Below are 19,898 nucleotides of genomic sequence, written 5' to 3'. Positions count from 1 at the left end.
ATACACATTCCAAAATTTATTTGTATTCAAAAGGGGTGGAATAATGATAAGTGGTATAAAACCTACAGACAACGTGATGTATAAAATCAATAATACATTTAATAAAACAAAAAGTTCATTTGAAAATATGGATATAGATAAAATTAATGAAGAGGAAGACAAAATATTATATGAAAAACTTAAAAAAGCAGGAGTAGATCTTGATAAGTTTACTTTGAAAGAACAAAAAAAAGCTATAAAGGGGTTTCCACCTTTGACAGCACCTGGACATGTTAGGAAGGCTTGGAGATTAACAATGGAAAAGCTATCTCCTGAAGAAAAAAAATTAGTAAGGGGAATTTCATTATATTTTCATGCTTTTAAAGAAGCTAATCCAAATTACGACCATAGTATGGAAAAAAGTTTTAAAGGAAATATAGAATTGACAGATAGGTTATTAGATTTTATAAAAGGCCATAAATATGTATTAGAAGAGGATTTGTTTGAAGGACTTTATAATACCCTTGAAACTTTTAAACAAGAATTAAATAAATATAAAGGGATAGGTTTAAGATAGAATCAACCTAGGAAAAGGATTGTTTTTAATTTGGAAATAATCTTTTTTTTATTCTAATTTAAGTTGTAATAAAGGATATAATAGTTATTAAGGATATAAATATATTTTTAAACTCTTCTTAATAAAAGCAGGAAACATAATCTTAAATGTTGAAACATATAAAAATAATAGCATAATTAGTTTCAAATAAAAAAGAAAGGGATGTTAAATATGGAAAGAGTTTTAGAAAATTTATCACCCAAAAGTGTATTTACATATTTTGAGGATTTGACTAGAATACCTAGATGCTCTGGGGATGAAAAAAAAGTAAGTGATTACTTAGTTGATTTTGCCAAGGAAAGAAATTTAGAAGTTATACAGGATGAAGCTTTAAATATTATAATAAGAAAACCGGGAACTAAGGGATATGAAAATGCACCTACTGTTATATTACAAGGACATATGGATATGGTTTGCGAAAAAAATAAGGGAACAAAGCATGACTTTTCAAAGGACCCTTTAAATCTTAGAATAAAGGATGACATGATATGGGCTACAGATACCACATTAGGAGCTGATAATGGAATAGCAGTGGCATATTGTTTAGCCATACTAGATTCAAATGATATCCCCCATCCTCCCCTTGAAATTTTAGTTACTACAGAGGAAGAGACCGGTATGGGAGGAGCAAATCAACTAAATCCAAATAATTTGAAAGGAAAGACATTAATAAATATAGATTCTGAAGAAGAGGGAGTTTTATTAGTAAGTTGCGCCGGTGGAGTGAGAAATAAAGTTCATATACCTATAGAGTATTCTAAGGTAGAAAAAGATTTATTACCTTATACTCTAAAGCTTAGGGGTCTTAAAGGTGGACATTCCGGTATGGAAATTAATAAGGAAAGGGGAAATGCAAATAAATTAATGGGACGAATCTTATATTCCATTGAATCTAATTTTGATATTTCCCTTTCTGATATTAATGGTGGAGCAAAAATGAATGCAATACCCAGAGAGATAGATGCTACAATACTAATAGATAGCAGTCATAAAGAGGATTTAGAAAATGAAGTTAATAACTGGAACAGAATATTTAAAAACGAATTAAAAACTTCAGATCCAGGGGTTTACATAGGGTGTGATTTTGTTGAAGATGATATAGAAAGAGCCTTCTCTAAAAAAACTACAAAAAAAGTAATATCAGCCCTTATGCTTATGCCGAATGGAATACAGTCTATGAGTATGGATATAGAAGGTTTGGTGGAAAGTTCAACTAACTTAGGGGTAGTTACTACAGCTGAAGATAAAGTGGTTTTAGAAAGTGCCATAAGAAGTTCTGTAAGAACTCTTAAAGATGATATAGCAACTAAAATAGAAACTATGGCAAAACTAATAGATGCAGAAGTAACTAATGAAGCAAGTTATCCTGAATGGGAATATAAAAAGGATTCATATATAAGGGAGGTATTTGTAAATGTATATGAAAACATATTTGGTAAAAAACCTGAGATTACAGCTATTCATGCTGGATTAGAATGTGGCTTGTTTGGAGAGAAGCTTGGAGATGTAGATATGATTTCCTTTGGACCTAATATGTTTGATGTGCATACCCCCGATGAACATTTAAGCATATCTTCAACTCAAAGAATGTGGAAGTACCTACTTGGAGTGTTAAAGGAAATTAAATAAAGGATTTTAATATACTTTTATAGAAGTAATTGTTTAAAGTAGTAGAAAAATACCTATAATAATATATAGGGAAACATTATGTTTCCCTATATATTATTAAGCTACATAAATAAATTTGAACAAAGGAGATTTGATAATGAATAAACACGATGAAAAATGTAAATGTAATCACGAACATGATGAAGATTGTGGATGTGAACATGACCACAATAATGGGGACTGCGGTTGTGGACATGAACACCACGATGGAGATTGTGGCTGTGGCCACGATCATGAACATGAAGAAGTAGAGGTTATGTATATAACCCTAGATGATGATACGGAGCTAGAATGCTATGTGTTGGGAAATTTTGAAGTTGAAGATATAGAGTATATTGCATTAGTTCCAGATAATGACGATAGGGTATTATTATATAGATATAAAGAGGTAGATGGCGAAATAGAACTTGAAAATATAGAAAGTGACGATGAGTTTGAAATAGCCACAGAAGCTTTTTATGAACTTTTCGGAAATGATGAAGAGGAAGATTAATAAACTTTATTAATCTTCACCTTTGATCGCTGAACTTTGCACAGATAAAGGAGGGGCAAAAGTTCAGCTGGTATAAATAGGTTTTACACACTTATAGAATCTATTAAATATAAAAAACAGGAGGTCTTGATATGACGAAAGAAATAAAACTTGCAAACAATTTAATTGACTTTATTTATAATAGTCCAAGCCCTTTCCATGCTGTGGAAAGTACTAAAGATATTTTAAAAGAGAAAGGTTTTAATGAATTAAAGTTGACAGAAAGATGGAATATAGAAAAGGGAAAGAAATACTTTGTTACGAAAAATGATTCTGCACTAATAGCATTCAATATTGGAACAGGAGATATAGAAGAAGCTGGATTTAAGCTTATAGGTGGTCACACTGATGCTCCAGGGTTTAAGGTAAAACCATCTCCAGAAATAGTTACTGAAAATAGCTATTTAAAATTAAATACAGAAGTATATGGTGGCCCTATATTAAATACCTGGTTAGATAGACCATTATCGGTAGCTGGTAGGGTAACACTTAAAAGCGATGATATAATGAATCCAGAGAGTAAACTAATAAATATAAAAAGACCCATTATGATAATACCAAACATTGCTATACATATGAATAATAAAGTAAATAAAGGTGTTGAATTAAATAAACAAAAAGATACATTACCCCTGGTTTCAATGGTTAATGAGAAATTTGAAAAGGATAACTATTTAGTGAAATTATTAGCAGAGGAATTAGATGTTAATAGCAATGATATAGTGGACTTTGAACTTTATTTATATGAATATGAAAAAGGTAGTATAGTAGGATTAAATGATGAATTTATATCAGCAGGTAAACTTGATGATTTGGCTATGGTACATGCAGGTATAAATGCAATAGCTAACACTGAAGCTTCAGAGGCAACAAATGTAATGATATGTTTTGATAATGAAGAAGTTGGAAGTAGAACAAAACAAGGTGCCGGTTCACCTATGGTAAGAAATATTTTAGAACGAATAGTAAATGGCTTAGGCAAGGATAAAGAAGATTTTTATAGAGCTTTATATAACTCATTTATTATCTCTGCTGATATGGCCCATCCAGTACATCCAAATGCACCGGAAAAACATGATCCAACAAATAGACCATTGTTAAATAAGGGACCAGTTATAAAAATAAATGCAAATCAATCATATACAACAGATAGTAATTCAGATGCTGTGTATGAGATGATATGTGAAAAAGCAGGGGTACCTGTACAAAAGTTTGTTAATCGTTCAGATGTAAGGGGAGGTTCTACTATAGGCCCTATTTCATCGGGACAAATGGACATTAGGTCAATAGATATAGGAAACCCAATGCTTGCTATGCATTCTATTAGAGAGCTTGGAGGAGTAATGGATCATTACTATATAACTAAGTCCTTTGAAGAATTTTATAAATTATAAAAAGTAATGGGGTAGCCAAATGGCTATCTCGTTTTTATGTAGGAATGAGAATTAAAATCTATTTATTTCTATTATTTCTGGGTATAACTAAAGGTATATATGACAATAAAGGAGATGATACTTTGGCTCATAAATTTGATCCCAAGCATAAAGAAAAACTAGATAATAAAGAGAGAAGAGAAAAATTTCCCCCTAGGGAAATCCTAAGGAGATTTGAATTAGAAAAGGGAAGTAATATGTTAGATATTGGATGTGGGATTGGATACTTTTCTATACCTGCCAGTGAAATTGTGGGAAAAGAAGGGAATGTTTATGCTGTAGATACTTCAGAGGAAATGTTAGAAGAAGTTAGGAAAAAAATTAAGGAAAATAATATAAAAAATATGGTTATCATCAATAGCGATGAATATTCAGCTAGACTTAGGGATAATAATATAGACTTTATTTTAATATCCAATGTAATGCACGAAATAGATGATAAAGATAGGTTCCTAAAAAACTATCTTAATTCATTAAATATAGGGGGAAGACTAGCAATAATAGAATGGAAAAAGGTTGATACAGAAAGTGGACCACCACTAAAAGCTAGATTAGACGACAAAGATTTAGAAAACATATTAAAGGAACATAATATAAAATTAGTAAATAAATTAGATTTAACAGATACCCATTATGGTGTATTGTTAGAAAAGTATTAAAGTGACATGGTCACCTTAATACTTTCCAACATACTCCCATCCTATAGGAATACCTTTATCTCCAGGTTGCCATCCTGCTTGAACTCCCAGGCCAGTCTCTCTGTTATACTTAAGGCCTGCTATTATTCTTAATATCTCATTTATATTTCTTCCCACAGGTTGAGGATTTACAGACCAGGCTCTTATTTTACCTTCAGGATCAATAATAAAAGTTCCTCTATAGGCAAAACCTTCATCTTCGTTTAAAACTCCATAGGTTTTTGAAACTCTTTGCGTTCTATCTGATAATAATGGATAATTTATCTTTCTTCCCGATGGAGATGTTTCTGTAAATATCTTATGGGAATAGATACTATCTGTACTAATGGCCAATACCTCTGCGTCTAAAGCATGGAATTTATCAATCTTTTCAGCTACCGCTGCCAGTTCTGTTGGTCAAACAAAGGTGAAATCAGAACCATAGAAAAATAGTACTACCCACTTTCCTATATAATCAGATAAAGAAACTTTCTTTCTATCACCGCATACTATTCCATCCAAAGTAAAACCAGGAGCTTTATCACCTAAGTCGAAATAATCGCAATATTTATCTTCTATCATACAAGGTCGTTTATGGTTTTCATTTTTATAAGATTGTTGAGGTGGATAATTTCTAGGTTGTTTTGGGGTATAACAGTAGGTGTTGTAATACCAATAATAAGGATTTCTCATTTTTATGCCTCCCTTCAATTATATAATATTCAAATATAATAAATAGTGTTATTTAGATGATAAACCTTGCATCCTATAGACATAAGGAATTATAATAAATGTATAGAAAAAGGTAATAATACGGGGTGATAAATTTGAAATACAAAATTATAGCTATAGATTTAGATGGTACACTTTTAAATAATAATAAAGATATAGTAAAAGAAAATATAGAAGTATTAAATAAATTAAATAAAGATGGCATTGAAGTGCTAATTGCCACAGGAAGAAGGTATTGGGCCGCAAAAAGATTAACTAAAGATTTAAATATGAACTTGGTTATAATGGCCAACAATGGGAACATAGTCAGAACTGCCTCTGATGATAAAGTCTTAGTCAAAAAGTATCTTAATAGAAGTGACTTCTATAAACTGGTTAAAGAGAGTAAGTCTAGGGATATGTATCCTATATTGCATGTAGACCATTATGAAGAGGGATATGATCTATTACTTGAGCTAGATGAAGGTAATAAAAAATACTCCCATCATGTATCAGAAAAAATGAATAGATATAAATGGATAGAGGACTTTCTTAAATATGAAGATCCCAAGGTCTTAGCAGCAGTATATGTTGGTGACATGAAAAAACTTAGTGAATTTGAAAGGGATCTAAAAGAAAATTATCCTAAAAAATATAGTTCCCATATCATGAGTAAATTAACAGTGGCTGGGGGAATGCTTGAAGTAATGCACCCTTTAGGTTCAAAGTGGCTTACTTTGGAAGAATATGCTAAAGCGAAGGGTATAAAAGACCATGAGATAATAACTATAGGTGATGATAATAATGACATAGAAATGATAAAAAAAGCAGGTCTAGGTATAGCCATGAAAAATGGATCCGATGAAGTTAAAAGTATAGCAGATATAGTAACTGATAGTACTAACAATGAGGGAGGAGTAGGTAAGGTACTGAAAAAAGTGTTTGATATATAACTTTATATTATCAATCCCTACATAAATTTATGGTTTCACCAACTCCCTACTCTCTACACCTTGCACTCTGCGCAGAACAAAGAAGGGACAAAGTCGTCTTTGTTCAAAAAAATATTTCGAGTGTTGAAATATTTTTTCTTTTGATATAAAATCTAAGTTGTGGCAAAAGAAAATAAAAAGGGGTGTGATAAAATATGGGAGATAATAAGAAATACTTACCAATAATAGCTGGGATTATTTATTCAACTATATTTGGATTTTCATTTATGTTTACTAAAAAATCATTGGATTTAGTTGAACCATTTCATTTATTAGGATTTAGATTTATGATGGCTGCCACAGTTTTAACTATATTGCAACTTATAGGTATAATTAAAATAAATTTTAAAGGGAAAAGAATACACATATTGTTATTATTAGGGTTATTTCAACCTGTATCATATTTTATATTTGAGACTTTAGGTATAAAAATGACATCTTCATCTGAAGCAGGGATGATGATAGCTTTAATACCTGTTTTTGTTACCATACTGGCATATATATTCTTAAAGGAAAGACCCACACCAAAACAATTTTTATTTGTTATATTATCAGTAGCGGGGGTTATATTTATAAATATAATGAAGGGGAGTATGGATGTAAGAGGAAGTATAGCAGGGATATTTGTATTATTGGGAGCCGTTATATCAGCAGGGTTTTTTAATATCCTATCTAGAAAGTCGTCATTACAGTTTAAACCGGTGGAAATAACCTTTGTGATGATGTGGATTGGAACAATAGTATTCAATGGTATATCCGTGATACAACATATTAATAATGGGGATTTATTAGATTATTTTAATCCTCTATTAAATATAGATATTCTATCAGCAGTATTATACTTGGGGGTACTATCTTCAGTTATAGCATTTTTCTTGGTTAATTTTATGTTATCTAAATTAGAAGCATCAAAATCCGCTGTATTTGCTAACCTAACCACGATAGTATCAATTTTAGCTGGTGTAATAATATTAAATGAAGACTTTTATTGGTTCCATTTTCTGGGAGGATTTATGATATTATTAGGAGTATGGGGTACCAATTACTTTGGAGTAAAAAATAAAAGGGATAAAAAAGTCGGTCAGTAAAAAAATAAGGTAGTATCTTAATTGGACAAATGGCTAGTTTTCTGTTATCATAACAACTGACTACAATTAAAAAGGAGAGTTTATATGAGCGAAAATAAAGTTTTAGCAACAGTTAATGGCAAAGAAATTACCGAAAAGGACGTAGAGGCATTATTAAGAGGATTAGGACCACAACAGGCAATGCAATTTAACTCAGAAGAAGGAAAGAAGAGATTACTTACTGAACTTGTTAACCAAGAGCTATTTTATCAAAATGCCTTAGACAATAAATTTGAAGAAGAAGAAGCTTTTAAAGTAGAAGTAGAAAATATGAAAGTGAATCTTCTAAAGCAATATGCTATTAGGAAAGTACTTAATGATATTTCAGTAGCCCCAGAAGAAGTTGAGAAATACTATAATGACAATAAGGAACAATTTAAAAATCCAGAGAGTGTAAAAGCTAGTCATATCCTAGTAGATGAAGAAGATAAAGCTAAGGAAATATTAAAAGAAATAAACGATGGACTTTCATTTGAAGAAGGAGCTAAAAAGTATTCAAAGTGTCCTTCAAATGCTAAAGGCGGAGATTTAGGTTCATTTACAAGGGGTAAAATGGTACCTGAATTTGAAGAAGCAGCCTTTAAGATGGAAAAAGGTGAAGTAAGTGAGCCTGTTAAAACACAGTTCGGTTACCACATAATAAAAGTTACTGATAAGCAACCAGAATCAATGAAAACTTTTGATGAAGTTAAAAATCAACTATCACAACAATTAGTAGCTCAAAAACAAAACGAAGCATACTTCAATAAGAGCAATGAACTTAAGCAAAAATACGAAGTAGAAATAGCAGAATAATCAAAACGACCCTATATAGGGTCGTTTTGATTATTCTCAATTAGTCGTTTGGAGATTCGTAATTAGTTGTTTGGAGATTTGTAATTAGTTGTTTGGAGATTCATAATTAGTTGTTTGGAGATTTATAATTAGTTTTTGGGAGATTTATAATTAGTTGTTGGGGGATTCGTAATCCCCCAACTTATTTTTTTGCACCATTTACTTTGAGAACAAAGAAGCTACAAAGGTGCATTTCTTCCTATCCTTCTATTATTTCACCATCATTTCTATGCTCTACTAAATCAATAGAACCTAGAACTATATGGGCAAGACCAAAGCCTACTAATCCCCAAGCCAAAGAGCTGGGAATAGCTTTTTTCATTGCCAATCCAGAGGTAGTAACGGCTGTGCCTAGTACTGTTGGTATTAAACCTTCTCTTGTATGCATTAAATACCTCCTAATGTTAGTTTCATTTTCTAAGAGTAATAACATATTACTTTAAGAAACTTTCTAATAATATTATTTGTTAAATAGAACATTAATATTTGATGATAATAAATGTAATGTTAGAATTGATTACCTAAAAAAATTTCAAATAAAAAATTCTTGACATTTTAAAATAACAGTAGTATTATTATATCCAGATACTTTAACGAAGTAAAGCAATAAAGCACTAAAGCGAGGTGGAATTATGATACAAGGAAAAAATTTAAAGAATACATGGGACATCTACAATTATGAAGTAAAAGAAAATATATATGAAGGAATAAAGGATGTATTTAAAAAATATGGATATAGGCAAATATCCACATCAATTATGGAACAGTATAAATTATTTTTAAATAATAAAGGAACCTTTGGTAATCATGAGCTATATAAGTTTATAGATAGTAGGGGAGAGGTATTAGTCCTTAGACCTGATATGACTATTCCAATAACCAATATCGTTGCAAATAAAAATCAAGATATAGATGAGATGAAACTATTTTATATATCAAAAATTTTTAGAATGGGAGGAAAGGTTAATAAAACACAGAAAGAGTTTCTTCAGGGAGGAATAGAATATTTTGGGAACAATACAACCTTAGCCGATGCAGAGGTTATATCAATAGCTATAAAAACATTAAAAAGATTTTGTGATAATTTTACCATCGATATAGGGCATACAGAGTTTTATAGGGGTGTATTTGAAAATATAAAAATTAATACTGAAGCTAAAAATAAATTGAGAAGATTAATACAGGATAAAAATCAAGATGAGATACAAATATTACTACAGAAAATAGATATTTTAGATAATCATAAAGAAATTATATCAAAGCTTCCTAAACTATATGGGAATTTTGGAGGATTAATTAATGAAATAAGGACTATCCCATTAAATTCTAGAATGGAAAAGGCACTAAAAGAACTGGAGGAGATTAATGACATAATAACAGAACTAGGTTATGAAGATTATATATCATTTGATTTGGGATTAATTAATGACCTTCACTACTATACAGGAACAATTTTTAATGGATATATGGACAATTATGGTTCTATTATTTTAAATGGAGGAAGATATGACAAGTTGGCTGAGAATTATGGAAAGGATATTCCAGCTACTGGGTTTGGTGTTAATATAGATAAGTTGATTAATGGTTTAGGAGGGGAAGATATGTTAAGAGCTAATGGAAGTAATATTGATTATGAAGTTATTTATCCTAAAAACAATAGAAAGAGAGCATTACTTTTAGCAGAAAAGTTAAGGGATGTTGGTTATATTACAGTTGTAAAAGATAAAGATAATAGTTTAAAAAATTATATTGAAATTGCAGAAAGGGAGAGAAAAAGCAATTTAATATTGTTGGATAATGAAAGGTTGAAGATTATAGACGTGGTAAAAAACACATCCAATAATATTAAATATGATGATTTTATTAAAAAAATTAATTTAGGTTTTAAAAACTTATCAATACACTAGGAGGTGAATTATGTCATATTTAAGTGTAGCCCTTGCAAAGGGAAGAATAGCAGAGGACTCCATAAAATTATTTAAAAAAATAAACTTAGGAAAAACAGAATTAAATAGCACTTCTAGAAAGCTAGTTTTAAAGGATGAAGAAGAAAAAATAAAATTTATATTTGTTAAACCAACGGATGTACCCACATATGTTGAACGGGGAGTTGCTGACATAGGCATCGTTGGTAAAGATACTATTATGGAGGAAGGAAAGAATATATATGAAATAATGGACTTGGGTTTTGGTAAGTGTAAAATTTCTATAGCAGCTTTAAAGGGCTTTGAAATTCATGATATGGTAACAGAATTAAAAATTGCAACCAAATATCCCAACATAGCTAAAAATTATTTTTACAATAAAGGAATAGATATAGACATTATAAAGCTTAATGGTTCGGTTGAATTAGCTCCCATAATGGGACTTTCAGATATAATAGTGGATATTGTAGAGACTGGAAGAACCCTAAAGGAAAATGGATTAGAAGTAATTGAAGATATGCATAATATTTCTGCTAGATTTATATCAAATAAAGTAAGTTTTAAGGTTAAGAATAATGTAATATCAAAAATAATTAATAAAATTGAAAGATACAGGGAGGGGGAAAATAGGTGATAAATATTATTGATTGCAGAAAGGAAAAGAATAATTTAGAGATTAATAAATTGCTTAATAGAACTCAGTTAGATTTTAGTGGAGTTAATGATACAGTTTCACAAATCTTAATGGATGTTAAAAGTAAAGGAGACAATGGTCTAATAAAATATACTGAAAAATTTGATTGTGAAAACATAAAAAATATAATTGTATCAAAAAAGGAGATAGATAAAGGATATAGTAGTTGTCAGAGGGATTTTATAGAGGCACTTGAAACTTCTAAAAAGAATATAGAGGATTATCATAGAAAAGAACTGAAAAACTCATGGATAGATAATAGTAAAGATGGGATAATGCTTGGGCAACTATATAATCCCATTTCTAAAGTAGGATTGTATATTCCTGGAGGTACAGCTCCCTATCCATCTACATTACTTATGTGTGCAGTACCTGCTCAAATTGCAGGGGTTAAGGAAATAGTATTAATATCTCCCCCATCTAAAGATGGTAGTATAAATAATAAAATATTGGCTGCAGCAAAAGTGGCAGGGATAGAAAAGATATTTAAAGCTGGTGGTGCTCAAGGAATAGGAGCCTTAGCATATGGGACAGAAACAGTTCCCAAAGTTGATAAAATAGTAGGACCAGGAAACATATATGTGACCATGGCAAAAAGAATGGTTTATGGTTATGTTGATATAGATATGATTGCAGGTCCCAGTGAGATACTAATAATAGCCGACGATGAAGCCAATAGCAAGTTTATAGCTGCAGATATGCTATCTCAAGCTGAACATGATAATTTAGCGTCATCGATTTTAATTACAACTTCTGAAAAAATAGCCAGTGAGGTTAAAGAAGATTTATCAGAACAAATGTCTAAATTATCTAGAAACAGTATAATGAAGGATTCCATTTCAAATTTTGGAGCTATAGTTATAGTTAATGATTTAAAAGAAGCATTTACATTGTCAAATGAAATAGCCCCAGAGCACTTAGAATTAATGATAAAAAGTCCATTTGAAAATTTAAATAACATAAAAAATGCTGGAGCAATATTTATTGGGGAGTATTCTCCTGAACCTCTGGGGGATTATTTCGCAGGTCCTAACCATACATTACCTACAAGTGGAACCGCTAAATTCTTTTCTCCATTAGGAGTAGATGATTTTATTAAAAAATCCAGTATTATATATTACAATAAAAAATCCCTTATCAATGCAAAGGATAAAATAATAAGGATAGCAGAGGAAGAAGGTTTAACCGCCCATGCCAATTCCATAAGGATAAGGTGTGAGTAGTTATGATAAATCAATTAGTTAAGGAAAGTGTAAAGGGATTAAAACCCTATAATGTCTATAGCAAAAGCTATCTATGTAAAACGGATGCCAATGAAAGTCCCTTTAATCTACCTAAAGATATATTAAATGAAGCAGTGGATGATATATTAAATGCTTATATAAATAGATATCCTGATAATCAGTGTAAAAGATTAAAAGTAGAATTGTCACGGCATTTAGGAGTGAGTAAGGGCAATATAATACTAGGTAATGGTTCCGATGAGATGATAGGTTTAATAACAAATACTTTTATAGATAAAGGAGACAGTGTTATATCCCATGAGCCTACATTTTCCATGTATAAACACTCAGTTTTATTGGCAGGAGGTAATTATATAGCAGTACCAACTAAGGAAAATTTTTTAGTAAATATAAATGAAATAATTCGTAAATCTAATGAGGAAAAGGCTAAAGTTATATTTTTATGTTCTCCAAATAACCCAACTGGAAATACCATTAGTAAAAAGGAAATTATTAAAGTAATTAATAAAACAAATAGTATAGTGGTTGTGGATGAAGCATATATAGAATTTGGAGGAGAAACAATGCTACAGGAAATAGAGAGATATAGCAGGCTAGTAATACTAAGAACCTTTTCAAAAGCCTTTGGTGCAGCAGCCATTAGAACAGGATATCTTATAGCATCTAAGGATTTAATCTACTATTTAAATAGTGTGAAGTCTCCCTATAATTTAAATACTATTAGTCAAATAATAGCAACTAGAATACTAAAAAATAAAGAATTAATCTTAGATAAAATATTAGAAATAAAAAAAGAAAGAGATAGACTAATCAATATGATGGAAAGAATAAACAAAGTTAAAGTTTATAGCTCTGAAACAAACTTTATTTTATTTAAAGTAGAACAAGGAGATAGAGTATTCCAGGGATTATTAAATAAAGGAATAATAATTAGAAGATTTAAAAATGAAGTGTTAAAGGGGCATCTTAGGGTTACTGTGGGGACAAAAGAGGAAAATGATATATTTATTAATGGACTTAAAGAGGTGATATTATGAGGAGCATAAAAAAATCTAGAAAAACCAGTGAAACCCATATAGAACTTGAGTTTAATATAGATGGTAGCGGAGAAAGCGATATTGATACAGGTATAGGTTTTTTTGATCATATGTTACAGTTATTTTCAAAGCATGGCTTATTTGATTTAAAACTACACTGTAAAGGTGACTTAGAAGTAGATGGACATCATACAGTTGAAGATATAGGTATATTGTTGGGAAAAGGACTTAATGAAGCTTTGGGTGATAAAAAGGGGATAAAAAGATATTCAAATATATATACCCCTATGGATGAAGCCCTATCTCTTATAGCTATGGATATATCCGGTAGACCCTACTTATCATGGAATATTGAATTTTCAAGGGATAAAGTAGGGAACTTTGATACAGAGTTAGCTGAAGAGTTTTTTAGAGCATTTGTCATGAATAGTAAAATAACACTACATGCATCAATGATAACAGGATATAATACCCATCATATGATCGAGAGCATATTTAAAGGTCTTGGAAGGGCACTAGATATGGGAACTACAATTGATAGTAGGATAGATGGTGTTATGTCCACTAAAGGGGTGATTTAGATTGATTACTATTATAGATTATGGATCAGGAAACTTAAAAAGTATAAAAAAAGCTTTAGACTATTTAAAAATCGATTCTATTATAAGTAATAAAGTCTATGATATAGACATAGCCCATGGGATTATACTCCCTGGTGTAGGGGCATTTAATGATGCAATGGAAAATTTAAAACAGTCAAAACTTATTCCAACAATTATAGATAATGTAAATAAAGGAAAACCAATATTAGGTATTTGTCTGGGGATGCAACTTTTATATGAGAAGAGTTTTGAAAATGGAGAGACCCAAGGGCTTGAGCTATTAAAGGGACAAGTTGTTAAATTTAAAGAGGACTTAATAGTTCCCCATATGGGATGGAATAAGTTAAATATAAAGAAAAAAAGTAAAATTGACAATTATATAAAAGAAGATTATGTATATTTTATCCATTCATACTATGTAAAGTCCGATGGAGATGAAATTATCGCTACAACAAAATATGGTAAAGAGGTTCCAGCTATAGTTGGAAAGGAAAATTTGTTTGGAATGCAGTTTCATCCAGAAAAAAGTGGTGAAGCGGGACTGTCTTTGCTAAGAGGATTTGGGGAGTTGGTAAAATGAAAATATTTCCGGCTATTGATATGAAAGATGGCAAATGTGTTAGATTAACCCAAGGGGATTTCAATAAGGTTACTGTATATAATGACAATCCCTTAGAAGTTGCTAAAATGTGGGAGGAAAAAGGGGCGGAATACATTCATTTGGTGGACCTAGATGGAGCTAAAGAGGGAAAATCCAAGAATATGAAAATTATTAAAAGAATACTAAAAGAAGTGAAGATACCCATTCAAATAGGGGGAGGAATAAGGGATGAAGATAAAGCCAACACCCTAATAGATATAGGAGTATCTAGAATAATACTTGGAACCATTGCAATTAATAATAGAGAGCTATTAAAGAATTTAGTCAATAAATATGATGAAAAGATAGTAGTATCAGTGGATGCAAAAAAGGAACTGGTGGCAATAGAGGGGTGGAATAAAACCAGTGCTATAAACTCTATAGAATTTGTTAGTGATTTAGAGGGGGTAGGGGTTAAATCAATAGTATATACTGATATAGCCAAAGATGGAATGATGAAGGGTCCTAACATAGATGTTTATAAGAAATTAAATAATAGCAGTAATATAAATATAATTGCATCAGGCGGGGTTAGTACCAAGGAAGATGTAATGAAATTAAAAGAAATAGGAATATATGGATGCATTATAGGAAAAGCCCTTTATGATAATAAGATAAGTTTTGATGAGGTTATTAAAATATAGTTTAAGTCTATGGAGGTGATAAAGGTGTTGGCAAAAAGAATAATCCCTTGTCTAGACATTAGAGACGGGAAAGTTGTAAAGGGGACTAAATTTAAAGATATTAAAGAAATAGATAATCCAGTAAAATTAGCAAAATACTATAATGATCAAGGTGCTGATGAGTTAGTCTTTTATGATATAAATGCATCCTATGAAGATAGGGAGATTATAGCCAATATAGTAAAGGCAGTATCGGAAGAAATATTTATTCCCTTTACAGTTGGAGGGGGAATAAGGAGTATAGATGATTTTACTAAAATATTACGGTCAGGAGCCGACAAAGTATCCATAAACTCTGCTGCTGTTAAGAATCCAAGATTAATAAAAGAAGCTTCTGGGAAGTTTGGAGCCCAGTGTGTAGTGTTATCTATTGATGCCAAGAGAATAGATGATAGATGGAGTGTATTTATAAACGGAGGAAGATTAGATACTAAGGTGGATGTAATTAGTTGGGCCAAAAAAGGGGTAGAGCTAGGGGCCGGGGAACTAGTTATAAATAGTATTGATATGGATGGAGTTAAAAAGGGATATGATACAGAATTAATAGAAAGATTGAGTAATGAAGTAAATGTACCTATTATAGCCTCGGGAGGGGCAGGTGAAAAAGAAGACTTCTATGATGTTTTAAATATAGGAAATGGAACTGGAGCACTGGCAGCATCGGTTTTTCACCACAAAGAAATTATGATAAAGGATTTAAAAGATTATCTTTATAATAAAGGAATTAGTATTAGAAGGGTGTGATATTTTGATTAATATTGAAAATATTAAATTTAATGATAAGGGACTTATACCAGCTATTATACAGGATTATAAAACTAAGGAAGTATTAATGCTAGGCTATATGAATAAAGAGTCCTTAAATAAAACCATAGAAACAAAGAGAACATGGTTTTTCAGTAGAAGTAGGCAGAAACTTTGGAATAAAGGGGAGACATCGTCTAATTATCAAGAGGTAAAAGGGATAAAATTAGACTGTGATAGTGATACTTTATTGATAAAGGTTCTACAGGCGGGGGTAGCTTGTCATAGGGGAAGTTACTCATGTTTTTATAAAGATCTAGCAAAGACCGATTCTTTTGATAAGGAAGTAGAAAGTGGACTTATTAAGAAACTATATAAACTTTTAATTGATAGAAAAATAAATCCTAAAGAAGAATCGTATACTAATTATCTATTTGAGAAGGGAATAGACAAAATATTAAAAAAAGTAGGAGAGGAAACAAGTGAAGTTATTATAGGGGCAAAAAATAGTTCTAAAAGTGAAACAGTATATGAAATTTCGGACTTAGTATACCATGTTATGGTACTTATGATAGAGATGGGAATAACAATAGAAGATATAGAAAGAGAATTATATAGTAGATATAAAGTATGATTATATAGAAAAACGGTGTAAAATAAAATTCCTAATTATAAAGGAATTTTATTTTTTTTATGGAATATCAATTTATAAGGAGGTGTAACATTTGAATAGAAAAAACTTTGTGTTGGGATTTATATTAATAATTATAGGAGGACTTTTTCTTTTAAGTAATTTAGATGTAATTGATATAAGTATAGGGCTCCATTGGTCACTAGCATTACTAGTACCGGGTTTGATTTTTGAAATTAGCTATTTTTCGGATAGAAATAATCCGGGATTATTGGTACCTGGGGGTATATTAATTACCTATGGTATATTATTTTACATAATGGATATATATGGTTGGGGTTTAATGGGAGATTTATGGCCAGTTTTCCCCTTAGGAGTGGCTATAGGACTTTTCCAGTTATATATATTTGCTGATAGAGATGCAGGTCTTTTAGTGCCAGTTGGAATCTTAGGAGGGTTCTCGGTTATTTCTCTATTGGCCAATACAACAAAATTAAGGGTAGATTTCAATCTTATATTGGCTATAGTGTTTATTATTGTTGGGTTGGTTGTTATATTACGAAGAAAATAAATTGTATTTCATGTAAGGCCTGAATATATTCGGGCCAATTTTAATGCCTTATAGGGCAATAGTAAAACTTAATTGTTGAGAATTCACAATAGCTTAATTGCTGGAAATTAATAAGGATTTATTTATTTGAAATTCATAAGAATTAAGTTACTTGGAACTCATAAGAATTAAGTTACTTGGAACTCATAAGAATTAAGTTACTTGGAACTCATAAGAATTAAGTTACTTGGAACTCATAAGAATTAAGTTACTGGAAATTCATAAGAATTAAGTTACTTGGAACTCATAAGAATTAAGTTACTTGGAACTCATAAGAATTAAGTTACTGGAAATTCATAAGAATTAAGTTATTGGAAATTCATAAGAATTAAGTTACTGGAAATTCATAAGAATTAGGTTGCTGGGGATTCATAAAAATTAGGTTGCTGGGGGATTCATAAAAATTAGGTTGCTGGGGGATTCGTAATCCCACAGCTTATTAAGAAATATAGCCTTTTTTATAACAGATATTTCAAAAAAGAGACTCAAGGTGCCGTTGGTCTTAAACTACATGGTTACATGGATACATTTCTTGAAATAGGAAAATATACATTATATAATGATGTATAAAACATAAGATAAATTAAATAGAGGTGATTAATGTGGAAGAAAAAGATCTATATAGAGTATATTCAGTCCATTTGAAAGAAAAATATGGTCAAAAAGTTTACAAATTACCTATAAATTTACCGGTGACTTGTCCAAATAGGGATGGTTGTGTAAGTACCGGAGGATGTATATTTTGTGGGGAAGAGGGAGCTGGATTTGAAAACTTGTCAAATACTATCTCAGTAAGGGAGCAGCTTGAAAATAATATGGGATATATAAGAAAAAGATACAAAGCAAAAAAGTTTATTGCATACTTCCAAAACTTTACAAATACATATATGGAATTTGATGTATTTAAAAAGGCCATAACAGAATCTATTATGGAAGATATAGTTGAAATATCTATATCCACAAGACCGGACTGTATAAACGATAAGCACTTAAAATTTTTAAAGGAAATTAGTGATAAACATAATATTAATGTGACTATAGAGTTAGGCTTACAATCAGTAAATTATCATACCCTTAAGAAGATCAATAGGGGTCATACCTTGGCAGAGTTTATTGATAGTGTTATTAGAATAAAAAAGTATAACTTTAATGTATGTACCCATATAATACTTAATCTCCCTTGGGATAGTGATTTTGATGTTATTGAAGATGCAAAAATACTATCTGCTCTTAATATTGACTACATAAAATTACATTCATTATATATAGTAAAGGATACAGTACTTGGAAAACTATATAAAAATAATGAAATTAGAATGATAACTAAAGAAGAGTATGTGGATAGAGTAATTACTTTTTTAGAATACTTAAAACAGGATATAGTTATACAGAGATTAATAGGTAGGGCGCCGGAAGAAAATACGTTATTTGTAAATTGGAATACCAGTTGGTGGAAGATAAAAGATAGTATAATAGATAATATGAAGAGACTAGAAACCTATCAAGGTAAAAAATGTGATTACTTAAATGGGAAAGCCGTAAAGAAATTTATTGAATAGTTAGAAAATTTTGAAGGAGATTTTTTCTATTTGTTGAATACTTATATTATAGGAAGAAAACTATAAATTTCTGGAGGGTGGTTATAATGATAAAGTTAATTTATGGCCCAGAAGGGTCTGGTAAAACAACCAAGTTAATTGATATGGCCAACGGTGAGGTTAAAACTACAGATGGAAACATTGTGTTTGTTGATGCAGATAATAGTAATATGCTGAATTTAAACCATGATATAAGGTTAATTAATGCCATGGAGTTCGATATTGATAATATTGAATCTTTCCGTGGCTTTTTATGTGGAATCATGGCAGAGAATTATGATATTACAAAAATATATATAGACGGAATATATAAAATACTAGATGTAGGTGTAGAGGAAATAAGAAAATTAATAAAAGAAGTAATGAATAAACATAGTATAGGATTCGTATTAAGTGTTAATTCCACCATGACAGAACTACCTGATGACTTACAGAAATATATAATTAGTTAGAAATTCCTAAGTAGAAAAAGGTGGCTTAGCCACTTTAGGGTATTGACAAAGTAAGCAAAAATGTTCGCCAGTCCTCGGATTTGGAAAATATATAGAAACGGTCGAAAATAGAATTCCAAACTCGCTATGCTCAAACAGTGGAATTCTAAACAATTTTCTCCCTTATTCTATATTTTCACAAATCCTGTGGTATGGCTCCCATTTTTGCTTACTTTGTCTAAAGATACTTAAAAGACAGACAGAGGTGGCTAAGCCCAATGTCATTAAGTTAAGAAGAAATAAAGAGTTTTGTGTGTTCTTACACACAGAGCTCTTTTTTTATGTAATATTTTCATAAAACCCTTGATAAATTAGCAAAAATGCGGTGAATAACCTTGAGCATAATATTCTTAAGGAGGTTATACCTATGAAAAATCATTTTATAGCAGCTACAAGAAAGTCTTTATTTGATATTATTAAAACACTCGAT

The 19,898-nt window shown here is 30.6% G+C and carries 22 protein-coding genes; 20 read left to right on the top strand and 2 right to left on the bottom strand.

Annotated features, from left to right (window positions below):
• Positions 1 to 43: 43 nt before the first annotated feature.
• From V6137_RS03115 to V6137_RS03095, 5 genes are all read left to right on the top strand, one after another.
• Positions 44 to 556 carry a hypothetical protein gene (locus tag V6137_RS03115; RefSeq protein WP_425446416.1) on the top strand — a complete coding sequence of 171 codons (513 nt, stop codon included), beginning with the start codon at positions 44 to 46 and terminating at the stop codon, positions 554 to 556.
• Positions 557 to 766: 210 nt separating this feature from the next.
• Positions 767 to 2,224: an aminoacyl-histidine dipeptidase gene (locus tag V6137_RS03110; protein WP_425446415.1), complete on the top strand. Its 1,458-nt coding sequence runs from the start codon at positions 767 to 769 to the stop codon at positions 2,222 to 2,224.
• 136 nt (positions 2,225 to 2,360) lie between these two features.
• Positions 2,361 to 2,756: a DUF1292 domain-containing protein gene (locus V6137_RS03105; RefSeq protein WP_425446414.1), complete on the top strand. Its 396-nt coding sequence runs from the start codon at positions 2,361 to 2,363 to the stop codon at positions 2,754 to 2,756.
• 131 nt (positions 2,757 to 2,887) lie between these two features.
• Positions 2,888 to 4,189 (top strand): M18 family aminopeptidase, encoded by a 1,302-nt coding sequence (locus tag V6137_RS03100; RefSeq protein WP_425446413.1) that lies wholly within the window; start codon positions 2,888 to 2,890, stop codon positions 4,187 to 4,189.
• 122 nt (positions 4,190 to 4,311) lie between these two features.
• Complete coding sequence (locus tag V6137_RS03095) at positions 4,312 to 4,887, top strand: class I SAM-dependent methyltransferase (RefSeq protein WP_425446412.1); 576 nt, start codon at positions 4,312 to 4,314, stop codon at positions 4,885 to 4,887.
• Positions 4,888 to 4,902: 15 nt separating this feature from the next.
• On the opposite strand, the gene V6137_RS03090 is transcribed toward V6137_RS03095, so the two are convergent.
• A complete protein-coding gene (locus V6137_RS03090; protein WP_425446529.1) occupies positions 4,903 to 5,487 on the bottom strand; it encodes a peroxiredoxin in 585 nt (194 codons plus the stop codon).
• 245 nt (positions 5,488 to 5,732) lie between these two features.
• On the opposite strand from V6137_RS03090, the gene V6137_RS03085 reads away from it, so the two are divergent.
• From V6137_RS03085 to V6137_RS03075, 3 genes are all read left to right on the top strand, one after another.
• Positions 5,733 to 6,569, top strand: a complete 837-nt coding sequence (locus tag V6137_RS03085; RefSeq protein WP_425446411.1) for an HAD family hydrolase — start codon at positions 5,733 to 5,735, stop codon at positions 6,567 to 6,569.
• A 194-nt stretch (positions 6,570 to 6,763) separates the two neighbouring features.
• Entirely contained in the window at positions 6,764 to 7,696 is a 933-nt protein-coding gene (locus tag V6137_RS03080; protein WP_425446410.1) for a DMT family transporter, read from the top strand.
• 84 nt (positions 7,697 to 7,780) lie between these two features.
• Entirely contained in the window at positions 7,781 to 8,530 is a 750-nt protein-coding gene (locus V6137_RS03075; protein ID WP_425446409.1) for a peptidylprolyl isomerase, read from the top strand.
• A gap of 238 nt (positions 8,531 to 8,768) precedes the next feature.
• Here V6137_RS03075 and V6137_RS03070 read toward each other — a convergent pair whose 3' ends face one another.
• Positions 8,769 to 8,957: an asparagine synthase gene (locus V6137_RS03070; RefSeq protein WP_425446408.1), complete on the bottom strand. Its 189-nt coding sequence runs from the start codon at positions 8,955 to 8,957 to the stop codon at positions 8,769 to 8,771.
• 244 nt (positions 8,958 to 9,201) lie between these two features.
• Here V6137_RS03070 and hisZ point away from each other — a divergent pair, with 244 nt between their 5' ends.
• From hisZ to V6137_RS03010, 12 genes are all read left to right on the top strand, one after another.
• Positions 9,202 to 10,476, top strand: a complete 1,275-nt coding sequence (gene hisZ / locus V6137_RS03065; protein WP_425446407.1) for an ATP phosphoribosyltransferase regulatory subunit — start codon at positions 9,202 to 9,204, stop codon at positions 10,474 to 10,476.
• A 10-nt stretch (positions 10,477 to 10,486) separates the two neighbouring features.
• Positions 10,487 to 11,128, top strand: coding sequence for an ATP phosphoribosyltransferase (gene hisG / locus V6137_RS03060; protein ID WP_425446406.1), 642 nt, complete (start codon positions 10,487 to 10,489; stop codon positions 11,126 to 11,128).
• Positions 11,125 to 12,411: a histidinol dehydrogenase gene (gene hisD, locus V6137_RS03055; protein ID WP_425446405.1), complete on the top strand. Its 1,287-nt coding sequence runs from the start codon at positions 11,125 to 11,127 to the stop codon at positions 12,409 to 12,411. The genes hisG and hisD overlap by 4 nt, the downstream gene beginning before the upstream one ends.
• Positions 12,412 to 12,413: 2 nt before the next feature.
• Positions 12,414 to 13,469 (top strand): histidinol-phosphate transaminase, encoded by a 1,056-nt coding sequence (gene hisC, locus V6137_RS03050; RefSeq protein ID WP_425446404.1) that lies wholly within the window; start codon positions 12,414 to 12,416, stop codon positions 13,467 to 13,469.
• Positions 13,466 to 14,050, top strand: a complete 585-nt coding sequence (gene hisB / locus V6137_RS03045; protein ID WP_425446403.1) for an imidazoleglycerol-phosphate dehydratase HisB — start codon at positions 13,466 to 13,468, stop codon at positions 14,048 to 14,050. Before hisC ends, hisB begins: the two co-directional genes overlap by 4 nt.
• 1 nt (position 14,051) lies before the next feature.
• The gene (gene hisH / locus V6137_RS03040; protein ID WP_425446402.1) at positions 14,052 to 14,651 is read left to right on the top strand and encodes an imidazole glycerol phosphate synthase subunit HisH; all 600 of its coding nucleotides are present in this window, start codon (positions 14,052 to 14,054) and stop codon (positions 14,649 to 14,651) included.
• On the top strand, positions 14,648 to 15,355 hold the full coding sequence (gene hisA, locus V6137_RS03035; protein WP_425446401.1) for a 1-(5-phosphoribosyl)-5-[(5-phosphoribosylamino)methylideneamino]imidazole-4-carboxamide isomerase: 708 nt from the start codon (positions 14,648 to 14,650) through the stop codon (positions 15,353 to 15,355). The genes hisH and hisA overlap by 4 nt, the downstream gene beginning before the upstream one ends.
• Positions 15,356 to 15,364: 9 nt before the next feature.
• Entirely contained in the window at positions 15,365 to 16,138 is a 774-nt protein-coding gene (hisF, locus tag V6137_RS03030) for an imidazole glycerol phosphate synthase subunit HisF (RefSeq protein WP_425446400.1), read from the top strand.
• A gap of 4 nt (positions 16,139 to 16,142) precedes the next feature.
• Positions 16,143 to 16,772: a bifunctional phosphoribosyl-AMP cyclohydrolase/phosphoribosyl-ATP diphosphatase HisIE gene (gene hisIE, locus V6137_RS03025; RefSeq protein ID WP_425446399.1), complete on the top strand. Its 630-nt coding sequence runs from the start codon at positions 16,143 to 16,145 to the stop codon at positions 16,770 to 16,772.
• Between the two features lie 91 nt (positions 16,773 to 16,863).
• Positions 16,864 to 17,340, top strand: a complete 477-nt coding sequence (locus V6137_RS03020; RefSeq protein ID WP_425446398.1) for a LiaI-LiaF-like domain-containing protein — start codon at positions 16,864 to 16,866, stop codon at positions 17,338 to 17,340.
• Positions 17,341 to 17,981: 641 nt separating this feature from the next.
• The gene (gene mnmL / locus V6137_RS03015; protein ID WP_425446397.1) at positions 17,982 to 18,938 is read left to right on the top strand and encodes a tRNA modification radical SAM protein MnmL/YtqA; all 957 of its coding nucleotides are present in this window, start codon (positions 17,982 to 17,984) and stop codon (positions 18,936 to 18,938) included.
• 86 nt (positions 18,939 to 19,024) lie between these two features.
• Positions 19,025 to 19,429, top strand: a complete 405-nt coding sequence (locus V6137_RS03010; RefSeq protein WP_425446396.1) for a hypothetical protein — start codon at positions 19,025 to 19,027, stop codon at positions 19,427 to 19,429.
• Positions 19,430 to 19,898 lie beyond the last annotated feature (469 nt).

The sequence above is a fragment of the Dethiothermospora halolimnae genome, assembly GCF_037577855.1.
In the GTDB taxonomy this organism is placed as follows: domain Bacteria; phylum Bacillota; class Clostridia; order Tissierellales; family VENL01; genus Dethiothermospora; species Dethiothermospora halolimnae.
Note: the sequence above shows the minus strand (reverse complement) of the source record. Positions and strands in the feature narration are given on the sequence as shown.

Coding starts and splice junctions, on each gene's coding strand:
- V6137_RS03080 (WP_425446410.1), top strand. CDS start 6,764: ATGGGAGATAATAAGAAATACTTACCAATAATAGCTGGGATTATTTAT.
- V6137_RS03105 (WP_425446414.1), top strand. CDS start 2,361: ATGAATAAACACGATGAAAAATGTAAATGTAATCACGAACATGATGAA.
- hisG (WP_425446406.1), top strand. CDS start 10,487: ATGTCATATTTAAGTGTAGCCCTTGCAAAGGGAAGAATAGCAGAGGAC.
- V6137_RS03075 (WP_425446409.1), top strand. CDS start 7,781: ATGAGCGAAAATAAAGTTTTAGCAACAGTTAATGGCAAAGAAATTACC.
- V6137_RS03070 (WP_425446408.1), bottom strand. CDS start 8,957: ATGCATACAAGAGAAGGTTTAATACCAACAGTACTAGGCACAGCCGTT.
- hisF (WP_425446400.1), top strand. CDS start 15,365: ATGGAGGTGATAAAGGTGTTGGCAAAAAGAATAATCCCTTGTCTAGAC.
- V6137_RS03010 (WP_425446396.1), top strand. CDS start 19,025: ATGATAAAGTTAATTTATGGCCCAGAAGGGTCTGGTAAAACAACCAAG.
- hisZ (WP_425446407.1), top strand. CDS start 9,202: ATGATACAAGGAAAAAATTTAAAGAATACATGGGACATCTACAATTAT.
- V6137_RS03110 (WP_425446415.1), top strand. CDS start 767: ATGGAAAGAGTTTTAGAAAATTTATCACCCAAAAGTGTATTTACATAT.
- hisC (WP_425446404.1), top strand. CDS start 12,414: ATGATAAATCAATTAGTTAAGGAAAGTGTAAAGGGATTAAAACCCTAT.
- hisB (WP_425446403.1), top strand. CDS start 13,466: ATGAGGAGCATAAAAAAATCTAGAAAAACCAGTGAAACCCATATAGAA.
- V6137_RS03100 (WP_425446413.1), top strand. CDS start 2,888: ATGACGAAAGAAATAAAACTTGCAAACAATTTAATTGACTTTATTTAT.
- hisA (WP_425446401.1), top strand. CDS start 14,648: ATGAAAATATTTCCGGCTATTGATATGAAAGATGGCAAATGTGTTAGA.
- V6137_RS03115 (WP_425446416.1), top strand. CDS start 44: ATGATAAGTGGTATAAAACCTACAGACAACGTGATGTATAAAATCAAT.